Annotated in this window: 17 protein-coding genes; 4 read left to right on the top strand and 13 right to left on the bottom strand. The window is 63.6% G+C overall.

Annotated elements, in window-relative coordinates; genetic code table 11:
• Window positions 1-56 precede the first annotated feature (56 nt).
• The 3 genes from ACMGGG_RS03705 (at window position 57) to ACMGGG_RS03695 (ending at window position 1,892) form a co-directional block, all read left to right on the top strand.
• Window positions 57-401, top strand: a complete 345-nt coding sequence (locus ACMGGG_RS03705) for a pilin assembly protein (RefSeq protein WP_414154889.1) — start codon at window positions 57-59, stop codon at window positions 399-401.
• Between the two features lie 244 nt (window positions 402-645).
• Complete coding sequence (locus tag ACMGGG_RS03700) at window positions 646-1,059, top strand: DUF4398 domain-containing protein (RefSeq protein ID WP_054895063.1); 414 nt, start codon at window positions 646-648, stop codon at window positions 1,057-1,059.
• A gap of 50 nt (window positions 1,060-1,109) precedes the next feature.
• Window positions 1,110-1,892 (top strand): OmpA family protein, encoded by a 783-nt coding sequence (locus tag ACMGGG_RS03695; protein ID WP_054895064.1) that lies wholly within the window; start codon window positions 1,110-1,112, stop codon window positions 1,890-1,892.
• Window positions 1,893-1,964: 72 nt separating this feature from the next.
• Here ACMGGG_RS03695 and ACMGGG_RS03690 read toward each other — a convergent pair whose 3' ends face one another.
• The 7 genes from ACMGGG_RS03690 to prfB all read right to left on the bottom strand — a co-directional run bounded on the left by ACMGGG_RS03690 (window position 1,965) and on the right by prfB (window position 8,656).
• Window positions 1,965-2,291: a hypothetical protein gene (locus ACMGGG_RS03690; RefSeq protein WP_063543336.1), complete on the bottom strand. Its 327-nt coding sequence runs from the start codon at window positions 2,289-2,291 to the stop codon at window positions 1,965-1,967.
• On the bottom strand, window positions 2,288-3,211 hold the full coding sequence (locus tag ACMGGG_RS03685) for an alpha/beta hydrolase (RefSeq protein ID WP_414154888.1): 924 nt from the start codon (window positions 3,209-3,211) through the stop codon (window positions 2,288-2,290). Before ACMGGG_RS03685 ends, ACMGGG_RS03690 begins: the two co-directional genes overlap by 4 nt.
• A complete protein-coding gene (locus tag ACMGGG_RS03680) occupies window positions 3,183-4,460 on the bottom strand; it encodes a flavohemoglobin expression-modulating QEGLA motif protein (RefSeq protein WP_054895067.1) in 1,278 nt (425 codons plus the stop codon). The genes ACMGGG_RS03685 and ACMGGG_RS03680 overlap by 29 nt, the downstream gene beginning before the upstream one ends.
• Before the next feature lie 62 nt (window positions 4,461-4,522).
• Entirely contained in the window at window positions 4,523-5,071 is a 549-nt protein-coding gene (locus ACMGGG_RS03675; protein WP_054895068.1) for a hypothetical protein, read from the bottom strand.
• 30 nt (window positions 5,072-5,101) lie between these two features.
• Window positions 5,102-5,854: a TetR/AcrR family transcriptional regulator gene (locus tag ACMGGG_RS03670; protein WP_054895069.1), complete on the bottom strand. Its 753-nt coding sequence runs from the start codon at window positions 5,852-5,854 to the stop codon at window positions 5,102-5,104.
• A 110-nt stretch (window positions 5,855-5,964) separates the two neighbouring features.
• Window positions 5,965-7,467 (bottom strand): lysine--tRNA ligase, encoded by a 1,503-nt coding sequence (gene lysS, locus ACMGGG_RS03665; protein WP_414154887.1) that lies wholly within the window; start codon window positions 7,465-7,467, stop codon window positions 5,965-5,967.
• Between the two features lie 93 nt (window positions 7,468-7,560).
• A protein-coding gene (gene prfB / locus ACMGGG_RS03660; protein ID WP_112897576.1) for a peptide chain release factor 2 occupies window positions 7,561-8,656 on the bottom strand; the annotation gives its coding sequence in 2 pieces (ribosomal slippage) (window positions 7,561-8,583 and window positions 8,585-8,656; 1,095 coding nt in all).
• A 436-nt stretch (window positions 8,657-9,092) separates the two neighbouring features.
• Here prfB and ACMGGG_RS03655 point away from each other — a divergent pair.
• The gene (locus tag ACMGGG_RS03655; RefSeq protein WP_414154886.1) at window positions 9,093-10,280 is read left to right on the top strand and encodes a hypothetical protein; all 1,188 of its coding nucleotides are present in this window, start codon (window positions 9,093-9,095) and stop codon (window positions 10,278-10,280) included.
• A 98-nt stretch (window positions 10,281-10,378) separates the two neighbouring features.
• Here the strand turns inward: ACMGGG_RS03655 and ACMGGG_RS03650 are convergent, their stop codons facing one another.
• The 6 genes from ACMGGG_RS03650 to ACMGGG_RS03625 are packed head-to-tail and all read right to left on the bottom strand — an operon-like array spanning window position 10,379 to window position 17,163.
• On the bottom strand, window positions 10,379-11,383 hold the full coding sequence (locus tag ACMGGG_RS03650; protein ID WP_063543328.1) for a response regulator: 1,005 nt from the start codon (window positions 11,381-11,383) through the stop codon (window positions 10,379-10,381).
• 51 nt (window positions 11,384-11,434) lie between these two features.
• Complete coding sequence (locus ACMGGG_RS03645) at window positions 11,435-12,448, bottom strand: chemotaxis response regulator protein-glutamate methylesterase (protein ID WP_414160012.1); 1,014 nt, start codon at window positions 12,446-12,448, stop codon at window positions 11,435-11,437.
• Window positions 12,445-14,730, bottom strand: coding sequence for a hybrid sensor histidine kinase/response regulator (locus ACMGGG_RS03640; RefSeq protein ID WP_323452353.1), 2,286 nt, complete (start codon window positions 14,728-14,730; stop codon window positions 12,445-12,447). The genes ACMGGG_RS03645 and ACMGGG_RS03640 overlap by 4 nt, the downstream gene beginning before the upstream one ends.
• Complete coding sequence (locus ACMGGG_RS03635) at window positions 14,727-15,392, bottom strand: chemotaxis protein CheW (RefSeq protein ID WP_372821414.1); 666 nt, start codon at window positions 15,390-15,392, stop codon at window positions 14,727-14,729. Before ACMGGG_RS03635 ends, ACMGGG_RS03640 begins: the two co-directional genes overlap by 4 nt.
• The gene (locus tag ACMGGG_RS03630; protein ID WP_414154884.1) at window positions 15,389-16,660 is read right to left on the bottom strand and encodes a CheR family methyltransferase; all 1,272 of its coding nucleotides are present in this window, start codon (window positions 16,658-16,660) and stop codon (window positions 15,389-15,391) included. Before ACMGGG_RS03630 ends, ACMGGG_RS03635 begins: the two co-directional genes overlap by 4 nt.
• The gene (locus ACMGGG_RS03625) at window positions 16,657-17,163 is read right to left on the bottom strand and encodes a chemotaxis protein CheW (RefSeq protein WP_414154883.1); all 507 of its coding nucleotides are present in this window, start codon (window positions 17,161-17,163) and stop codon (window positions 16,657-16,659) included. Before ACMGGG_RS03625 ends, ACMGGG_RS03630 begins: the two co-directional genes overlap by 4 nt.
• Between the last annotated feature and the right edge of the window lies 1 nt (window position 17,164).

Raw genomic sequence — 17,164 nt, 5'->3', positions numbered from 1 at the left:
AACTAAAGTGAAGAGACGGCCCTCACAGCTCATGCCATGGTTTTACAGAGGTCATCATGAAAATCCGCGAGCTCGCACAACATTGGGAACAGAACGCCGCCGGCACCCTCAGCCCCACCGGGCACCACCTGCACCTGGACCTGGAATCCGAAGCGCGCCTGGCAGCCTTGGTCGAGATGTACCCCAAGCGCACCACCGAAGAATTGCTCGGCGAACTGGTTGCCGCCGCGCTCGAAGAACTCGAAGCCAGCTTCCCCTACGTGAAGGGCCAGCAGGTGATCGCCACCGATGAAGAGGGTGATCCGCTGTACGAAGATATCGGCCCCACGCCACGCTTCCTCAGCCTGTCGCGGCGGCATCTGCACGACCTCAGCCACACGCTTCCCAAGCGCGGCGCTTGAACTGGAAGGCCCGCGAATACTGCCGCGCACGGCAATAGTTCCGTAGGAAAAGCACTGACTGACCAGTCAGAAATAATTACGAAGCCTACGCAACTTTTTCTGAACTATTCTGAAAATGCTCAAGTCGGAGCCAATAGCCATCACGCAAAAACCCTGCACGCATGGTGTTTGGCTTTGGACTCGAGCACATGCGTATGTCAGGGAGCGATGGACTGCCACGGACATCGTTATCAGGAGTGATCCAATGGAGTTGACCACCATGAAGACCCGCACCGAAAAATTCCCGTCCAACTCTCTGCGCGGGCTCAAGCTGGCCGCGCTGGCGCTTGGCAGCAGCCTGGTACTGGCTGGCTGTGCTGGCAACCCGCCGACCGAGCAGTACGCGGTGACCCAGTCTGCCGTGAACTCTGCCGTCAGCGCAGGCGGCACCGAGTTTGCCGCCGTGGAGATGAAAGCGGCGCAGGACAAGTTCAAGCAGGCGGAAATCGCCATGCATGACAAGAAGTACGACGAAGCCAAGCGACTGGCCGAACAGGCCGAATGGGACGCCCGCGTTGCCGAGCGCAAGGCACAGGCAGCCAAGGCCCAGAAAGCCGTGCAGGATGCCCGCCAGGGCGTTCAGGACGTACGTGAGGAAGGCCTGCGCAGCGCCCAGTGAGGCCTGTCCGGTATTCCCCTGCCTTCGTTATCGATCAAAGGATGAACACAATGCGCAATTACGTAATGATCCCTGCCCTGTTGGCTCTGAGCGTCGGTCTGGCTGCGTGCTCGCACGACCCGAACGCCAACCTGGAATCGGCCCGCACCAACTTCTCGGCGCTGCAGAGCGATCCGCAGGCGAGCAAGCTGGCAGCCCTCGAGACCAAGGATGCCCAGGACTGGCTGAACAAGGCTGACAAGGCCTACATGGACCGCGAAGACGAGAAGAAGGTCGATCAACTGGCCTACCTGACCAACCAGCGTGTCGAAGTCGCCAAACAGACCATCGCCCTGCGTACCGCCGAAGCCGATATCAAAAATGCGGCGGCGCAACGCGCCCAGGCCAAGCTGGACGCCCGCGACGCGCAGATCAAGAAGCTGCAGGACAGCCTCAACGCCAAGCAGACCGACCGCGGTACGCTGGTGACCTTCGGCGACGTGCTGTTCGACTTCAACAAGGCTGACCTGAAGAGCAGCGCCCTGCCGAACATCACCACCCTGGCCAACTTCCTCCAGGAAAACCCGGAGCGCAAGGTGATCGTCGAGGGCTATACCGACAGCGTCGGTTCGGCCAGCTACAACCAGGGCCTGTCGGAGCGTCGCGCCGAAAGCGTGCGCCGTGCGCTGCTGCGTGCTGGCATCGACCCATCCCGCGTGGTCGCCCAGGGCTATGGCAAGGAGTATCCGGTCGCGGACAACTCCAGCAACTCGGGCCGTGCGCAGAACCGTCGCGTGGAGGTGACCATCTCCAACGACAACCAGCCAGTTCAGCCGCGTTCCACCATGCGCTGATACAGGTTGCGTGAGTGATATGAAAAACCCGCCTTGATGGCGGGTTTTTCATGTCTGGGGAACAGCGATGGATCACTGCACCTGCTGCGGCGTGTCCTGGCCCATGCAGCGGATCGCCCGCTTGCGGTTGTCGACCAGCACGCCCGTCAGGCCCTTCTGCTGGGTGTCGAACAGCACCAGGACACCCTCGACACACTGCGCCACCTGCGGCGATGGATCGAGAGAAACCCGATAGTCTTCGCCCGGGATCGTCTTGAGCATGGTGTAGTCCTGCAGCAGCAGGGCGTCCTCGGGCTTGGCGAAATGCAGGTAGCCGTAGTACCACAAGGCACCCACCGTCACGATGATGCTGCCGACACCGGTCAGGATCAGCGGGATGGCGTTGCGTTCTTCACTCATTGCTCATTCTTCTCGTCAGGGTAGTTCGGGACTTCCGCCAGTCGGCGCAGGCCGTTGAAGTGGCTGGGGTCGTCGAGGAAGCGCAGCATCACCTGACGCCAGGTCGGGTCGGCGAAGGTCTGCACATGGTCGCCGCGGGTCAACTGCAACACGCGGGGCGGCGGGGCATGCTGGTACAGGCGGATACCGTTGGCCATGGGCACCAATTTGTCATCGATGCTGTGGAAGAACAGCTTGGGCGGGCTGTCCAGGCGTTCGATGGAGTGGATCGCGCTGTCAGCGTCCGGCACCAGCCACGACAGCGGCACCTGAAGCGGCCAGGTCATCCACGACGTGCTCAGGGCGAAACGCCCGACGTCGCGGTAACTCGCAGGCACGCCATCGAAGACCAGCGCACTGAAACGCTGGCGCTGCTCGGGATGGCCGGCCAGGTAATGGATGGCCATCGCACCACCCAGGCTCTGGCCGAGCAGCACCAGCGGCTTGCCCTGTGCCTCGGGCGCCTTGCCCAGCCAGTCCAGCGCAGCGTCGATATCCTCGTAGACCGCCGGCAGTGTCGGCGTGCCCTGGGACAGGCCATAGCCGCGGTAATCGATCATCAGTACCTGATAACCCTGCTCGGGCAGCCAGTAACTGCCACCCAGGTGCCAGGCCAGGTTGCCACCATTACCGTGCAGATGCAGCACCGTGCCCTTGACCTCGACGCCCGTCTTGACCGGCAGCCACCAGCCATGCAGGCGAGTGCCATCCTCGGTGGTCAGCGTGACGTCGCGGTATTGCAGGTGCGCTCGCTCGGGGGTGAACGGCTGGCCCGGCTCTGGATAGAACAGCAGGCTGCTGCAACCGGCCAGGCACGTCAGCCCGAGCCCGAACAACAGGGTGCGGCAACGCTTAGAGAATGTTCGCGTAGTCGGCTTCAATGCGATCCAGGCTCAGGTGATTGAGGAAGTTGGAGAAACACATCCAGGCCGACAGCGCGTTGAGGTCGCGGAACTGTTCGGGCAGGTACTTCGGCGGTTCCACCAGGCCCTCCTCGACCAGTTGGCGCAAGGTGCGCATGTCTTCCAGCGTGGTCTTGCCGCAGAACAGCAGCGGAATCTGCTCCAGCTTGCCCTTTCTCACGGCCAACTGAATGTAGTTGTAAACCATGATGAAGCCCTTGAGATAGGACAAGTCCTTGGTAAACGGCAGGCCATTGGGTACCGAACCGCGGAATACCCGGCTGGCATTGCCATAGCTTTCGGCCATCTCGAAGCCCTGGCCACGGAAGAACTCGTATACCTGCAAAAAATCGGCGCCCTGCTCCACCATGTGGATGGCGCGGGTGCGGTTGGTCAGCTTGCGCAAGCGGCTGGGATAGGAGGCGAAGGCGATCACCTCCATGAGGATGGCCAGGCCCTCCTGGGTCACGGTCGACGAGGGCGGCCCCTTGGCCAGGAAGGTGCAGATCGGCTGGTTCAGGCCGTTGAGCGTTGTGCCCACGTGCACCAGCCCCTCGTGGACTTCCAGCGCGCGTACGTCGCGGCTGTTGAACATGGCATCGGCGCGCACCTTGATGTAGTCGGCACCGGCCGCTGCATCGGCGACGATGCCATCGGACTCGAACACGCGGATGGTTTCTTCTGCCTCGCCGAAGACCTTGTTCAGGCGGCGCTGGAGGATTTCCACCGCCTCCTTGGCCGTGAGGTTTTTCGGCTCGTCCTTCAGGTCACCACGGCCATCGATGTTGTTCAGGTAGTCCGAGAGCATCAGCCCCAGGTCGGCCAGGGTCGGGTCACCCGCGTGGAACGCGTCGGAGGCGGCGCCGTAGAGCTCCTGGGAAATCAGGCCGAAGTCCTCGGTGCCGCGCGCTTCGAGCATGCGCACCACCATGCGGTATTCGCGGCACATGCGCTTCATGATCTGCCCGACCGGGTTGAACTGGCCGAGCTGGCGGATGATGTCGCGCTCGATGGCCTGGAACTCGGCCTTCACCGCGCTCGAGTCGAACGACAGCGGACGGTTCTGGTAATAGGCGCGGTCCACCGCAGGTGGCTCCTTGCCCTTGGCCTTGAAAAAGCCCTGGCGAATGCCGTCGTCCCATTTCACCGCGTCCAGGACCCGGATCGGGGTCTGGGCCGCGACGATACGGTCGGACAATGCGCGTATGGTTTGCTGGTATTCGTCCACCGGGGACTCCTTGTAAGGCCCTATTCGCGGGCAAGCCCGCTCCCACAGGTACGCGGTATCCGCTATTTGCCGGCCCGCTGGAACCGCGCCACCTCGACGAACAGGTCGGAGTTGGCCGGATCGTCGAGGTAGGCCAGCACCCGCTCGGCGGGGCTGTCGATCAGCACACCCGGTCCGTTATCCTCGGGCACCTCGGTGCTGCGTCCGCTCAACTCCTTGTTGTTTACAGCCTGCTGGACCTGCTCGACGTCAAGGTTGTAGACCACCAGTTGCTTGCCGTCGACGACCTCGAAACCGCCAATCAGGAACTTGCCCCCCAGACGCTTGGGCACGCCGGCCGAGAGGTACCAGCGGTTGCCATGGCGCGACACACTGAAGGTGTATTCCTCGGCAGCCTTGCCCTGCGTACGGGCCACGGCCTTGTAGGTGTTACCGCCGACGCGGCTGATGGTCAGCTTCAGTGGCTGGCCCCAGGCATCCTTGCTGCTCCATTGGCCCAGCAAGGCCTTGGGGGCCGGTTCATTACTGGCCAGCGGTTCGTCGAAGGTCACCAGACACCCGCCCAGCAGCAGGAACGACAAGGTCAACAACAGCACACGCCAGGCTTTCATCAGGTTCTCCTTGAAAAGATCGGCTGCGCCTCAAACCGCGGCCAGCACCAAGTGCAGGTAACGGGTAAGGATAGCGAGCATCTGCCCATCGGCCTGGGCGTTCGCTTCTTTGAGCAGCCCTTGATATTCCATCTGCTCGATGATGGCCGTCAACACCAGGGCGTCCTGCTCGGGCTGGCGCGAGCCCACCACCTGAAGCATCTGCCGCGCGCCATGCAGCAGGATCTGCTCATGGGCCCGCACCAGTTCGGCCAGCCGGGGGCACAGCAACGCCTCCTGGCGGAAGGCCTGCTCGGCCATCAGGAAGTCGCGGCGGTTGTACAGCTGGCGGGTCACATAGTCGGCGGTCATGCGCGCCACTTCGTCGGCAAGGCGTGCACGGGACTGCGGGCTGCAGTCGCCCTGGGCCAGCAACTGGCGCAGCACCACTTCGGTGTTGGCCCACAGCTTGGCCATGTAAGCGGCGCTGCGTTCGACGTACTGGGCGAAGGTATCGGTGAGCAGGTCTTCGATATCCTTGAAGTAATAGGTGGTGGCCGACAGCGGGACCCCGGCCTCGGCCGCTACTGCGCGGTGGCGCACACCGCGCACACCGTCGCGCACGACGATGCGCATGGCCGCGTCGAGGATCTGCTGGCGGCGTTGCTCGCTGCCCTGGCGGCTGGTCTTGCGACCCTGGTACTGCACGCTCTCGGCGACGGCGTTGGCTACGCCGGCGGCGCCTTGCTGGGCGTTTGCGGGGGGCACGGTAGGGACCTCGGTGTCTGTCTGGGGGATGTTCATTGTCTGTACCGGCCCTATCGCGATCCAACTTGCCCCGCGATAGGGCCGGTACAGAGACTACACAGCCAGGCAAGAAAAAGCCGCCCCGAGAGGCGGCTTTTTCAAATCACTCAAGCCTGCGGACGCATGTGCGGGAACAGGATCACATCGCGAATCGACGGCGAGTTGGTCAACAGCATCACCAGACGGTCGATACCGATACCTTCACCTGCCGTAGGCGGCATGCCGTACTCCAGGGCACGCACGAAGTCGGCATCGTAGTGCATGGCTTCGTCGTCACCGGCGTCCTTCTCGGCGACCTGCGCCAGGAAGCGCTCGGCCTGGTCTTCGGCATCGTTGAGCTCGGAGTAGGCGTTGGCGATTTCGCGGCCACCGATGAACAGCTCGAAGCGGTCGGTCACGGCCGGATTGTCATCGTTGCGACGGGCCAGCGGCGACACTTCGAACGGATACTCGATAATGAAGTGCGGCTGCTCCAGCTTGTGCTCGACCAGCTCTTCGAAAATCATCACCTGCAGCTTGCCCAGACCTTCGTGGCCCAGCACCTTGGCGCCAGCCTTCTTGGCGATGGCGCGGGCCTTGTCGACGTCCTGCAGGTCGGCGGCGGTCAGCTCCGGGTTGTACTTGAGGATCGAATCGAACACCGACAGGCGCGCGAACGGCTCGCCGAAGTGGAATACCTTGTCGCCGTACGGCACGTCGGTAGTACCCAGTACCAGCTGCGCCAGCTCGCGGAACAGCTCTTCGGTGAGGTCCATGTTGTCACGGTAGTCGGCGTAGGCCTGGTAGAACTCGAGCATGGTGAACTCGGGGTTGTGCCGGGTCGAAACGCCTTCGTTACGGAAGTTGCGGTTGATCTCGAACACTTTCTCGAAGCCACCAACGACAAGGCGCTTGAGGTACAGCTCCGGCGCGATGCGCAGGAACATGGCCATGTCCAGAGCGTTGTGGTGGGTTTCGAACGGCTTGGCCGCAGCGCCGCCAGGGATGGTCTGCAGCATCGGCGTCTCGACTTCGAGGAAGTCGCGCTCGATCAGGAATTTGCGGATATGCGAGATCACCTGCGAACGCACACGGAAGGTGTGGCGGGTTTCCTCGTTGACCATCAGGTCGACGTAGCGCTGGCGGTAGCGCTGCTCGGTGTCGGTCAGGCCATGGTGCTTGTCTGGCAGCGGGCGCAGCGACTTGGTCAGCAGGCGCACGTTGGTCATCTCGACGTACAGGTCGCCCTTGCCGGAACGGGCCAGGGTACCTTCGGCGCTGATGATGTCGCCCAGGTCCCAGGTCTTGACCGCGGCGAGGGTTTCTTCAGGCAGGGTCTTGCGGTTGACGTAGACCTGGATGCGCCCGGTCATGTCCTGGATCACCATGAACGAGCCACGGTTGAGCATGATGCGACCGGCAACCTTGACCGGGATCGCGGCTGCTTCCAGCTCTTCCTTGGTCTTGTCCGCGTATTGCTTCTGCAGGTCGTTGCAGTAGCTGTCGCGACGGAAGTCGTTGGGGAAGGCGTTGCCCTTGGCACGCTCGGCAGCAAGTTTTTCCTTGCGCAGGGCGATCAGGGTGTTTTCTTCCTGTTGCAGGTCTTGCGATTCGGTCTTGAGGTCGCTCATGTCGTCATTGTTTCCATCAGGTATTCGGTGCCCCTGTCGGGCAGGGCACGCGATACGGGCCCATGGCCTCGTATCGCGGCAGTGGTGTGCGGTTTACAGCCCCTGCTTGAGGCTGGCTTCCAGGTACTGGTCGAGGTCGCCGTCGAGGACCTTCTGGCAGTCGCTGCGCTCGACACCGGTACGCAGGTCCTTGATGCGCGAATCATCGAGCACGTAGGAGCGGATCTGGTGACCCCAGCCGATATCCGACTTGCTGTCTTCCAGCGCCTGCGAGGCGGCGTTGCGCTTCTGCATTTCCAGCTCGTACAACTTGGCCCGCAGCATTTTCATGGCGGTATCCTTGTTGGCGTGCTGGGAGCGTTCGTTCTGGCACGCCACCACGGTGTTGGTCGGCACGTGGGTGATACGCACCGCCGAGTCGGTGGTGTTGACGTGCTGGCCACCGGCGCCGGAGGAGCGGTAGGTGTCGATGCGCAGGTCGGACGGGTTGATCTCGATCTCGACCTTGTCGTCGATCTCGGGCGAGACGAACACCGCCGAGAACGAGGTATGGCGACGGGCACCGGAGTCGAACGGGCTCTTGCGCACCAGGCGGTGCACGCCGATCTCGGTGCGCAGCCAGCCGAAGGCGTACTCGCCCTTGATGTGCACGGTGGCGCCCTTGATGCCGGCGACTTCACCTTCGGACAGCTCGATGATGGTGGCGTCGAAGCCGCGCTTGTCGGCCCAGCGCAGGTACATGCGCAGCAGGATGTTGGCCCAGTCCTGCGCTTCAGTGCCACCGGAGCCGGCCTGGATGTCCAGGTAGGCGTTGTTCATGTCCATCTCGCCGCTGAACATGCGACGGAACTCGAGCTGGGCGAGGTTTTCTTCCAGGCCTTCCAGTTCGGTCACGACGTCGCCGACGGCACCTTCGTCACCCTCCTCGACCGCCATGTCGAGCAGGTCCTGGCAGTCAGCCAGGCCGTTGGACAGCTTGTCGAGGGTCTCGACCACCTGCGCCAGCATGGCACGTTCGCGGCCCAGGGCCTGAGCGTACTCGGGCTTGTTCCAGACGTTGGGGTCTTCCAGCTCGCGGTTGACTTCGATCAGACGATCAGCTTTGTGATCGTAGTCAAAGATACCCCCGAATGGACTGGGAGCGTTCGGTGAGGTCCTTGATGGTGTTCAGGATCGGTTGGATTTCCATGGCTCTGGCTACTCGCACGAATTCGGTGAAAAGCCCGCGAGTATAACCCAGCCTGGCGCAGGACGGCAGACCCACTGGGCAGCCCTTTCGGGTGAAACGCCTGGCAATTACCACCTGCAGAGTAGCGCCCCACACGCTGCCCGCCCCTGAATCAGCAGATGCAAGCGAGACAACGACAATCAAAAAATGACGTAACGACACCCCTCGGCGCAACTTCATGGTAGTTGTACGATCACGAAAATCGAGACGCCATGAAGGTTACTATCCAACCAAAGAGGGATAGCCGTCATGAATAACGCGCCGATCAATTTTTCAAGATGCCCCTCTCTCCACAGTGCCTGGCCCCACGGCGTACCTGACATTTTTGCCAGTTCTCATGAACGATGGATACAGCGAAAATCACGGTTACCTAAACACCGTCAGGAGTTGACCGACGATGCGTAAATATGACCTCGCACTACTCCTTGCAACGCTGTCCTGCCCGCTGACGATTGCAGCACAGCCAACATCCGCTGCGGCCTCCGATACACCCCCCGTTGCCCTCCAGGGTATCGGTCATGCAACGTTGATCGATCTGGGCGTTCTCAAGGGTGCCGACTTGTCCGTTCAGGTTAATGCTCCGGGGGCCCAGCAGGGCGACGCCATCCAATTGCGCTGGCGCGGCAGTCGACAGGGATGGGTCAGCACATGGCAACCTGCCAATGGGCCTTCGCCGATCGACTTCACTGTCCCGCACTCAGTCATCAAGGCAGAAGCGGGAATGAACGCGGTGCTGAGTGCGCACATCAAGACATTGGCAAACCACGAGTACCCCCTCCCCGCCTTGCGCGTGGCGATCGCGCCGGCCCTTGGCGGTCAGCAGGTAGCGGAACGTCTGAATGCCCGCTTTCTCGACACACGGGATGTCTGCGACGAGGGGCGACCAGCTTATTACTGCGACGGTTTGATGCTCAGATCCATCGGTGACGGAGATTTCTTCCCGTGGAACCCCAGCGAAAGGGCAGACCGACTTGGCATGGTCTCATTTTCCTGGCTACGCCGAGGCACACGCGTAACCAGTTTGCACGGGAGCAGTGGAATCGTATTCCTGCCACAACAAGAGGCGATCGACCAGGGATATGCCATGCGCTATCTCTGTGTCTACGCCTACGATGCCTGGACCGCCTCCGAGGGGCGCCCCGACCAAGGCTGCGGCATTCAACCCGGCGCGATGATGGCCGAAGCAGACCTGAGCTCGTGCCAGGGACAACACGCGTCCACGATCGAGAGCTGGTACGCATTTACCGCGAAGCTAAGCCACCCGAAGTTCCAGTGCTCGCTCAGCACGCACGATGCCGAACAATTCGCAGTGGCTTATAAAGTGCGCGACCAGCGCCCCGTGAACATGCCGAATACGCACAACGAGGTCTTACTGGAGGCATGGCCCCAGAACATTCCACGACAGTTACCCATGGAAGCGTTCTTCTACACGAACAACAACGGGCGCGTCGCGGCCATGAACTTCCAGCGCAAGTACAAGCAGGCAACCAATGCCTGGTTGCCCGTCATCAAACTCGACCTGAGCAAACTTCCCAGTCCGGCACCCTTGAGCTACTCCACCACCGACCAGGCAGTCCTACCTTGAGGGCCGAGTGAGTAGCGCCGCACTCAACACCCACCCTGCGCTCGCATCCTCAGCGTAGACGCACACTACCTAGCCCAGTCGACCTTCCGCGAGGAGGCTCAAGCGATCCCAACCTGGTTACGCCCACTGTGCTTGGCCTGGTAGAGCCCCTTGTCCGCCGCCGAGATCAACTGCCGGCAATGGCTGCCGATGCTTGGCGTCTGGGTTGCAAGGCCAATGCTCACGGTCAGGCGCGAGTCGGCCTGTGGCGCGGTGTGCGGGATATTCAGCGCATGCACGGTCTGGCGCAGCTTCTCGGCGACCAGCCGGGCACCGCCCGGCGACGTGTTGGGCAGCACCAGGGCGAACTCCTCGCCGCCGTAACGCGCCGGCAGATCGCTGGGGCGCGAGCAGGAGCCGCGAATGGCCTCGGCCACCTGGCGCAGGGCCTCATCACCGGCCAGATGGCCGAAGCTGTCGTTGTAGGCCTTGAAGTAGTCGACATCGATCATCAGCAGCGACAGCTGCTGCTGCTCGCGCATGGCGCGGCGCCACTCCAGTTCCAGGTACTCGTCGAAGTGGCGGCGGTTGGACAACCCGGTCAGGCCATCGGAGTTCATCAACCGCTGCAGCATCAGGTTGGTGTCGAGCAGCTGCTGCTGGCTGACACGCAAGGCGCGATAAGCCTCGTCACGCTGCAGCAGGGTGAGGTAGGAGCGCGAGTGATAGCGGATACGCGCCACCAGCTCGATGGTGTCCGGCAGCTTGACCAGGTAGTCGTTGGCCCCGGCGGCGAAGGCCGCACTCTTGACCAGCGGGTCCTCCTTGGTCGACAGGACGATGATCGGGATATCCTGGGTCGCCGGGTTGTTGCGGTACTCGCGCACCAGCGTCAAACCGTCCAGGCCCGGCATGATCAGGTCCTGGAGGATCACCGTCGGCTTGATGCGCATGGCCTGGGCTACCGCCTGGTGTGGATCGGCACAGAAGTGGAAGTCGATGTTTTCCTCGTGGGACAGCCCACGACGCACCGCCTCGCCGATCATCGCCTGGTCGTCGACCAGCAGGACCATCGCGGCGCTTTCGTTGATCGTCGTGAAACCATCGATCGGTAGGTCATTCATCCCTATTCACCAGGTCACTACCGGCCAGGCGGCGTGACTCAATACATATCGTCATTTCGGAAAGATTTCCACAAGTCGCCCGGCAATTCGCTCCAGCGGTCGTATCTCGACCGCCGCCTGGATCGCTGCGGCGGCCTTGGGCATGCCATACACCGCACTGCTTTGCTGGTCCTGGGCGATGGTCAGGAAGCCCTGCTCGCGCATCAACTTCAGGCCCTGCGCGCCATCGCGGCCCATGCCGGTGAGCAGCACGCCCACCGCATCGCTGCGCCAGAAGCGCGCCACGCTCTCGAAGAACACGTCGATCGAAGGGCGGTAGATTTCGTTGACCGGCTCGGCGGTATACGCCAGCTGGCCATTCTGCAACAGCCGGATGTGGTGGTTGGTACCTGCCAGCAACACCTGCCCCGGTTGTGGTGGTTCACCCTCGCGGGCCAGACGTACCGGTAGCCCGGACACACCGCTCAGCCATTCGGCCATACCGGCGGCGAACACCTGATCGACATGCTGGACCAGCACGATGGCCGCCGGAAAATCCCGTGGCAGTCCCTTGAGCAACACTTCCAGCGCAGCCGGGCCGCCTGCCGACGAACCAATGGCCACCAGGCCGCAGCGAAGCACTGGGTTACGCACCGGCGCCGCCACGGTGCGCGCCGCGCTGGAGCGCTGCTGGCCGATCAACCAGCCGATGTTGAGGATCTTGCGCAGCAACGGTGCCGCCGCCTCCCGGGCATCGCCCGCGCCCAGTGCCGACGTGTCGACCACATCGAGGGCGCCGTGGCCCATGGCCTCGAACACCCGGTGCACATTCTGCTTGCGATCCACCGTGACGATGACGATGGCGCAAGGGGTTTCGGCCATGATCCGGCGGGTCGCCTCCACGCCATCCATCACCGGCATGATCAGGTCCATGAGGATCAGATCCGGCGTCTGCTCGGCACACTTGTGCACGGCCTCGGCACCATCGCCGGCCACCCAGATCACTTCGTGCGCAGGCTCGAAGGCCAGCGCACGGCGCAAGGCTTCGACAGCCATGGGCATGTCATTGACGATGGCGATCCTCATCCCTGGGCTCCTCCAATCAACTCCTCCACCGCATCCAGCAACGCATCGTCATGGAAGCTGGCCTTGGCCAAATAATAGTCGGCACCGGCATCCAGTCCACGTCGGCGGTCCTCTTCTCGGTCCTTGTAAGACACCACCATCACCGGCAACGTTTGCAGGCGATTGTCGCGACGCACCAGGGTGACCAGCTCGATACCGTCCATGCGCGGCATGTCGATGTCGGTGATCAGCAGGTCGAAGTCTTCGCTGCGCAGGGCGTTCCAGCCATCCATGCCATCGACCGCCACCGCTACGTCGTAACCTCGCGTACCCAGCAGCTTGCGCTGGAGCTCGCGTACCGTCAGCGAGTCGTCGACCACAAGGATGCGCTTGCGCGCCACTCCCCGGCCCGCCCGTGCCCCGCGATCGATACGCTCCAGGCGCCCGGTGCTCAGCAGCTTGTCCACCGAGCGCAGGAGGTCTTCGACATCGATGATCAGCACCACCGAGCCATCGTCGAGCAAGGCGCCGGAGGAAATGTCCTGGACCTTGCCCAGACGCGGGTCGAGCGGCATCACCACCAGCACGCGCTCGCCGATCAGGCGCTCCACGGCCACACCGTACAGTTGCTCGCGCTCGCGGATGACCACCACGCGCAGATTGTCCGCCTCCTCCTGCGCCGCCGGACGGTTGAGCAACTGGCTTGCGGCGACCAGGCCGATATGGCGGTCTTCGTGCCAGAAGTGCTGACGACCTTCGATCTGCACGATGGCCTCGGCCGGTACATCGAGAGTGCGTTCGATATGCGCCAACGGGAAGGCGTAGGCCTCGCCACCGACCTCGACCACCAGGCTGCGCACCACCGACAGCGTCAGCGGTACCTCCAGGTGGAAGCAGCAGCCCTGCCCCGCCACCTGAGTGAGCTCGATTGACCCGCGCAGTTCGCGCACCATGTGCTGCACCGCGTCCAGGCCGACGCCTCGTCCAGACACCTCGGTGACCTGGTCACGCAGGCTGAAACCGGGCAGGAACAGGAAGGTCAGCAGCTCGGCCTCGCTCATCTGCGCCACGGTCTCGGCGGGCGACAGTGCCCGATCGACGATGCTGCGGCGCAGGCGCTCAAGGTCGATGCCCGCACCGTCGTCGCTCAGTTCGAGAATCAGCAACCCGGCCTGGTGCGATGCGCGCAGGCGCAGCGTGCCGTCACTGGGCTTGCCCGCCAACAGGCGTCGCTCGGGCTGCTCGATGCCATGGTCGACAGCATTGCGCAGCAAGTGCGTGAGCGGCGCCTCGAGTTTCTCCAACACATCGCGGTCGACCTGAGTCTTCTCGCCCTCGATCAGCAGCCGCACCTGTTTGCCCAGGGAGCGCCCAAGGTCGCGCACCATGCGGCTCTGCCCGGTCAGCACATCGGCGAAGGGACGCATCCGGCAGGCCAGCGCAGTGTCGTACAGCAACTGCGCGCGCTGGCTCGCCTGCCAGCCGAACTCGTCGAGGTCGGCAGCCTGCTGCTGGAGGATCTGTTGGGTTTCGGCGAGCAAGCGCTGGGTCTGGGCCAAGGCATCGAGCACCTCGGCGCTCTGCCCGCTGCCCTCGAGCTGGCTCTTGAGCCCGTCGAGGGCGCGCATGCCTTGGCCATGCATGCGTTTGAGGCGCTGCAGGCTGGCGAGATAGGGCTTGAGCCGCTGGGTTTCCACCAACGACTTGCTCGACAGGTCGAGCAGGCTGTTCAGGCGGTCGGCGGTGACCCGCAGCACGCGCTCCGCGCCCTCGCCTGCGCGCTTGCCGCCCCTGGCTGCGGGCGCAGGCTCCACTTCCGCCTCGGGCTCGACAGGCGTCGTCGGCACCTCGGGCGGCATCGCCAGCGGCGAAGGCGTGGCCGCAGCGCCGGCAGCATCCGGCGCGGGTGCCGAAGAAGGGTCGAGCAACATGGCCATCTGCACCAGGAACGCCGGCACCGCCGTTTCGGCCTGGGTATCCCCGGGTGTTGCAATGCGCATCAGCAGGTCAGTGCCCTGCAACAAGGCATCGATGTGCTCAGGGCGCAGCAACAGGCGGCGCTCCTGGGCCGCGACCAGGCAATCCTCCATGACATGAGCGACGCTGACGCCGGCATCGATGCCGACGATACGCGCGGCGCCCTTGAGAGAGTGCGCTGCGCGCATGCAGGCTTCCAGCTGGTCGACCTGGGCCGGATTGCGCTCGAGGGCCAGCAGCCCGGCACTGAGCACTTGGGTCTGGGCCTCGGCCTCAAGGCTGAACAGTTCGAGCAACGATGCGTCGCGCATTTGCTCCGGGGTCATGACAGGCTCCGCTTCACGGCAGACAGGAGGTGTTGTTCATCGAGTACACGCACACTGCGGCCACGCCATTGCAGTACCGCCAGCGTGAAGTGGGCCGCGTCGTGCTCCTCGTGCAGGCGCGAAGTGTCCAGCCGATGGATGCCGTCGATCTCGTCGACCGGCAATACCACCGGGCCACCTTCGGCAGCCAGGATCAACATCCGTGGCATCACCCGGCCGCTACGCTCCTGTGTCGGCGCCAGCTCCATGCCCAACAGGTCGGCGAACGACAGGCACGGCACCAGCGCACCTCGCACGTTGGCGACCCCCTGCAACATCCGCGAACGCTGGTGCGGCAGCGAGTGAACGGCCTGCAGCGGCGCGATCTCCGCCAGGCAGGCCGTGGCCAGCGCCAGCCATTCCTCCCCCAGCCTGAACAGCAGCATGGAACGGCCGACAGTGCCCTGTTCCACCTGCACGGTCTCGACATGCTCGTCCTGCAACAAGGTGTAGCGGTCGAGCAGGCGGGTAGCCGCCGCGGCATACACTTCGCAATTGCGGCAGTGGATGTGCCGGTCCAACAGCGGACATTGCTTGTCGCCATGGACACCGATGCGATTCCAGCAATCGTCGATGTCTTCATGGCCCCGGGCGATCAGGTCCATCGAGTAGGCACCACTCATCGTTCAGACTCCCTGCCCGCCCGCGCCGCCCGCTCCTGCAGGCGCCGTGCCCCTGTGACATCCCCCTGGGATGCCAACAGCGTGGCCAGGTGCAGCAGCGCCTCGGTGTGCTGGGGCTCGAGGTACAGGGCCTTGCGGTAATGCTTGAGTGCTTCGCCGGCATCGCCCTGGGTATCGCTGAGCAGCCCCAGCCAGTAGTAGACCTGCGCCTTCGGCTCGAACAGACGCAAGTAGCGCTCGCAACTGGCGCGGGCCTGCTCGCTGGCACCGGCATTGGCCTGGCGGGCGATGGCTGCGAGCAACTCGCTTTCGTTCTCGTTCACGGTCGCCAACGCAACCGGCCTGGCGGGCGGGCGGGGAGCACGGGCAAAGGGTGGTGCCGCCACGGGCATGGCGACTGGACGCGGCGAAGCCACCGGCGCGATGGCGGGCCGTGCCGGCGGCACCGGGTTGACCGGTGGCTGCACGCCGAGCTGATCCTGACGCACGTAGGCGAACGACTGCGCGATGCCGATCGGCCGCATGCCCAGGCGCGCCAGCAAACTGCCCTCGGCCGGGCCGATGAACAGCACGCCATCGTCGTGGAGCAGCTGTTTGAGCACCTCGAAGACCCGCTGCTGGGTAGGTACGTCGAAATAGATCAGCAGGTTGCGACAAAAGACAAAATCGTAGACTCCCTTGCGACTGCGCAGGGCGGGATCGAGCACATTGCCAGGCTCCAGGCTGACCTGCTGACGCACGCGCTCATGCAGCCGGTAACTGTCATCGGTGCAGTCGAAGTGCCGCTCACGGAATGCCAGTTCACTGCCACGAAACGAGTTGCGTCCATACACGGCCTGCTCGGCACGGGCGAGGGAGCTGGGGCTGATGTCCATGGCATCGATGCGCACGGCCGATGGAGACAGACCCGCATCGAGCAGCGCCATGGAAATCGAATAGGGCTCCTCGCCGGTCGAGCACGGCAGGCTGAGGATACGCAGTGGTCGTGATCCGGCCAGCTCGACCAGGCGTTTTTGCGCCAGCCCAGCCAATGCCGTGAACGATTCGGGATAACGAAAGAACCAGGTTTCAGGGACGATCACCGCTTCGATCAACGCCTGCTGCTCGCCGGGCGATTGCTGCAGGCGCAGCCAGTAGTCGTCGAGGTCACGCGCGGCAAGTACCACGCACCGCTGGCGCAGGGCCCGCTCGACCATCGGCGCGCCCACCGAGTCCACATCCAGGCCGATGCGCTCCTGCAGGAAGCGGAAGAAGCGTTGTTCGATCATCCTGCCACCTGCGCGGATTGATCCGGGAACAACAGCAGGCGTACGGCATCGCTCAACAGGTCGTCGACCTGGATGCGCTGCAACAGCCCCTGCGCATCCTGTCGCACAGGGCCCAGGTAACGCGCCTCGCTGTTGTCCAGCCCATAGGGCTGGAACTCGTCGGGCTGGCAACGCAAGGTGTTGGTCGCCTGTTCGAGCACCAACCCCAGTTGCAGGGCATTGCCATAACGCACCAGTACCAGGCGCGTGCTGGTGCGCTGCGGCGCAGGCGCGCCGAAGGTAAGGGACGACAGGTCGATGACCGGTACCAGCGCGCCGCGATGCCCGAGGATCCCGGCGACCCAGACGGGCGCCTGGGCGATGGGCTTGAGCGGGCGCAGCGGCAGCACCTCTATCACTTCGCGCACATCCAGGGCAAAGCGCTGTTCGCCAATATGGAACAGCAGGTACAACACGCCCTTGGCTTCGGCCTGCCGCTGATCACGCGGTTGCAGATCGTTCATC

Source organism: Pseudomonas sp. BNK-44-b, assembly GCF_047456245.1.
GTDB lineage: Bacteria > Pseudomonadota > Gammaproteobacteria > Pseudomonadales > Pseudomonadaceae > Aquipseudomonas > Aquipseudomonas machongensis.
The sequence above is the reverse complement of the archived record's forward strand: the minus strand, read 5'-3'. Positions and strand labels throughout refer to the sequence as shown.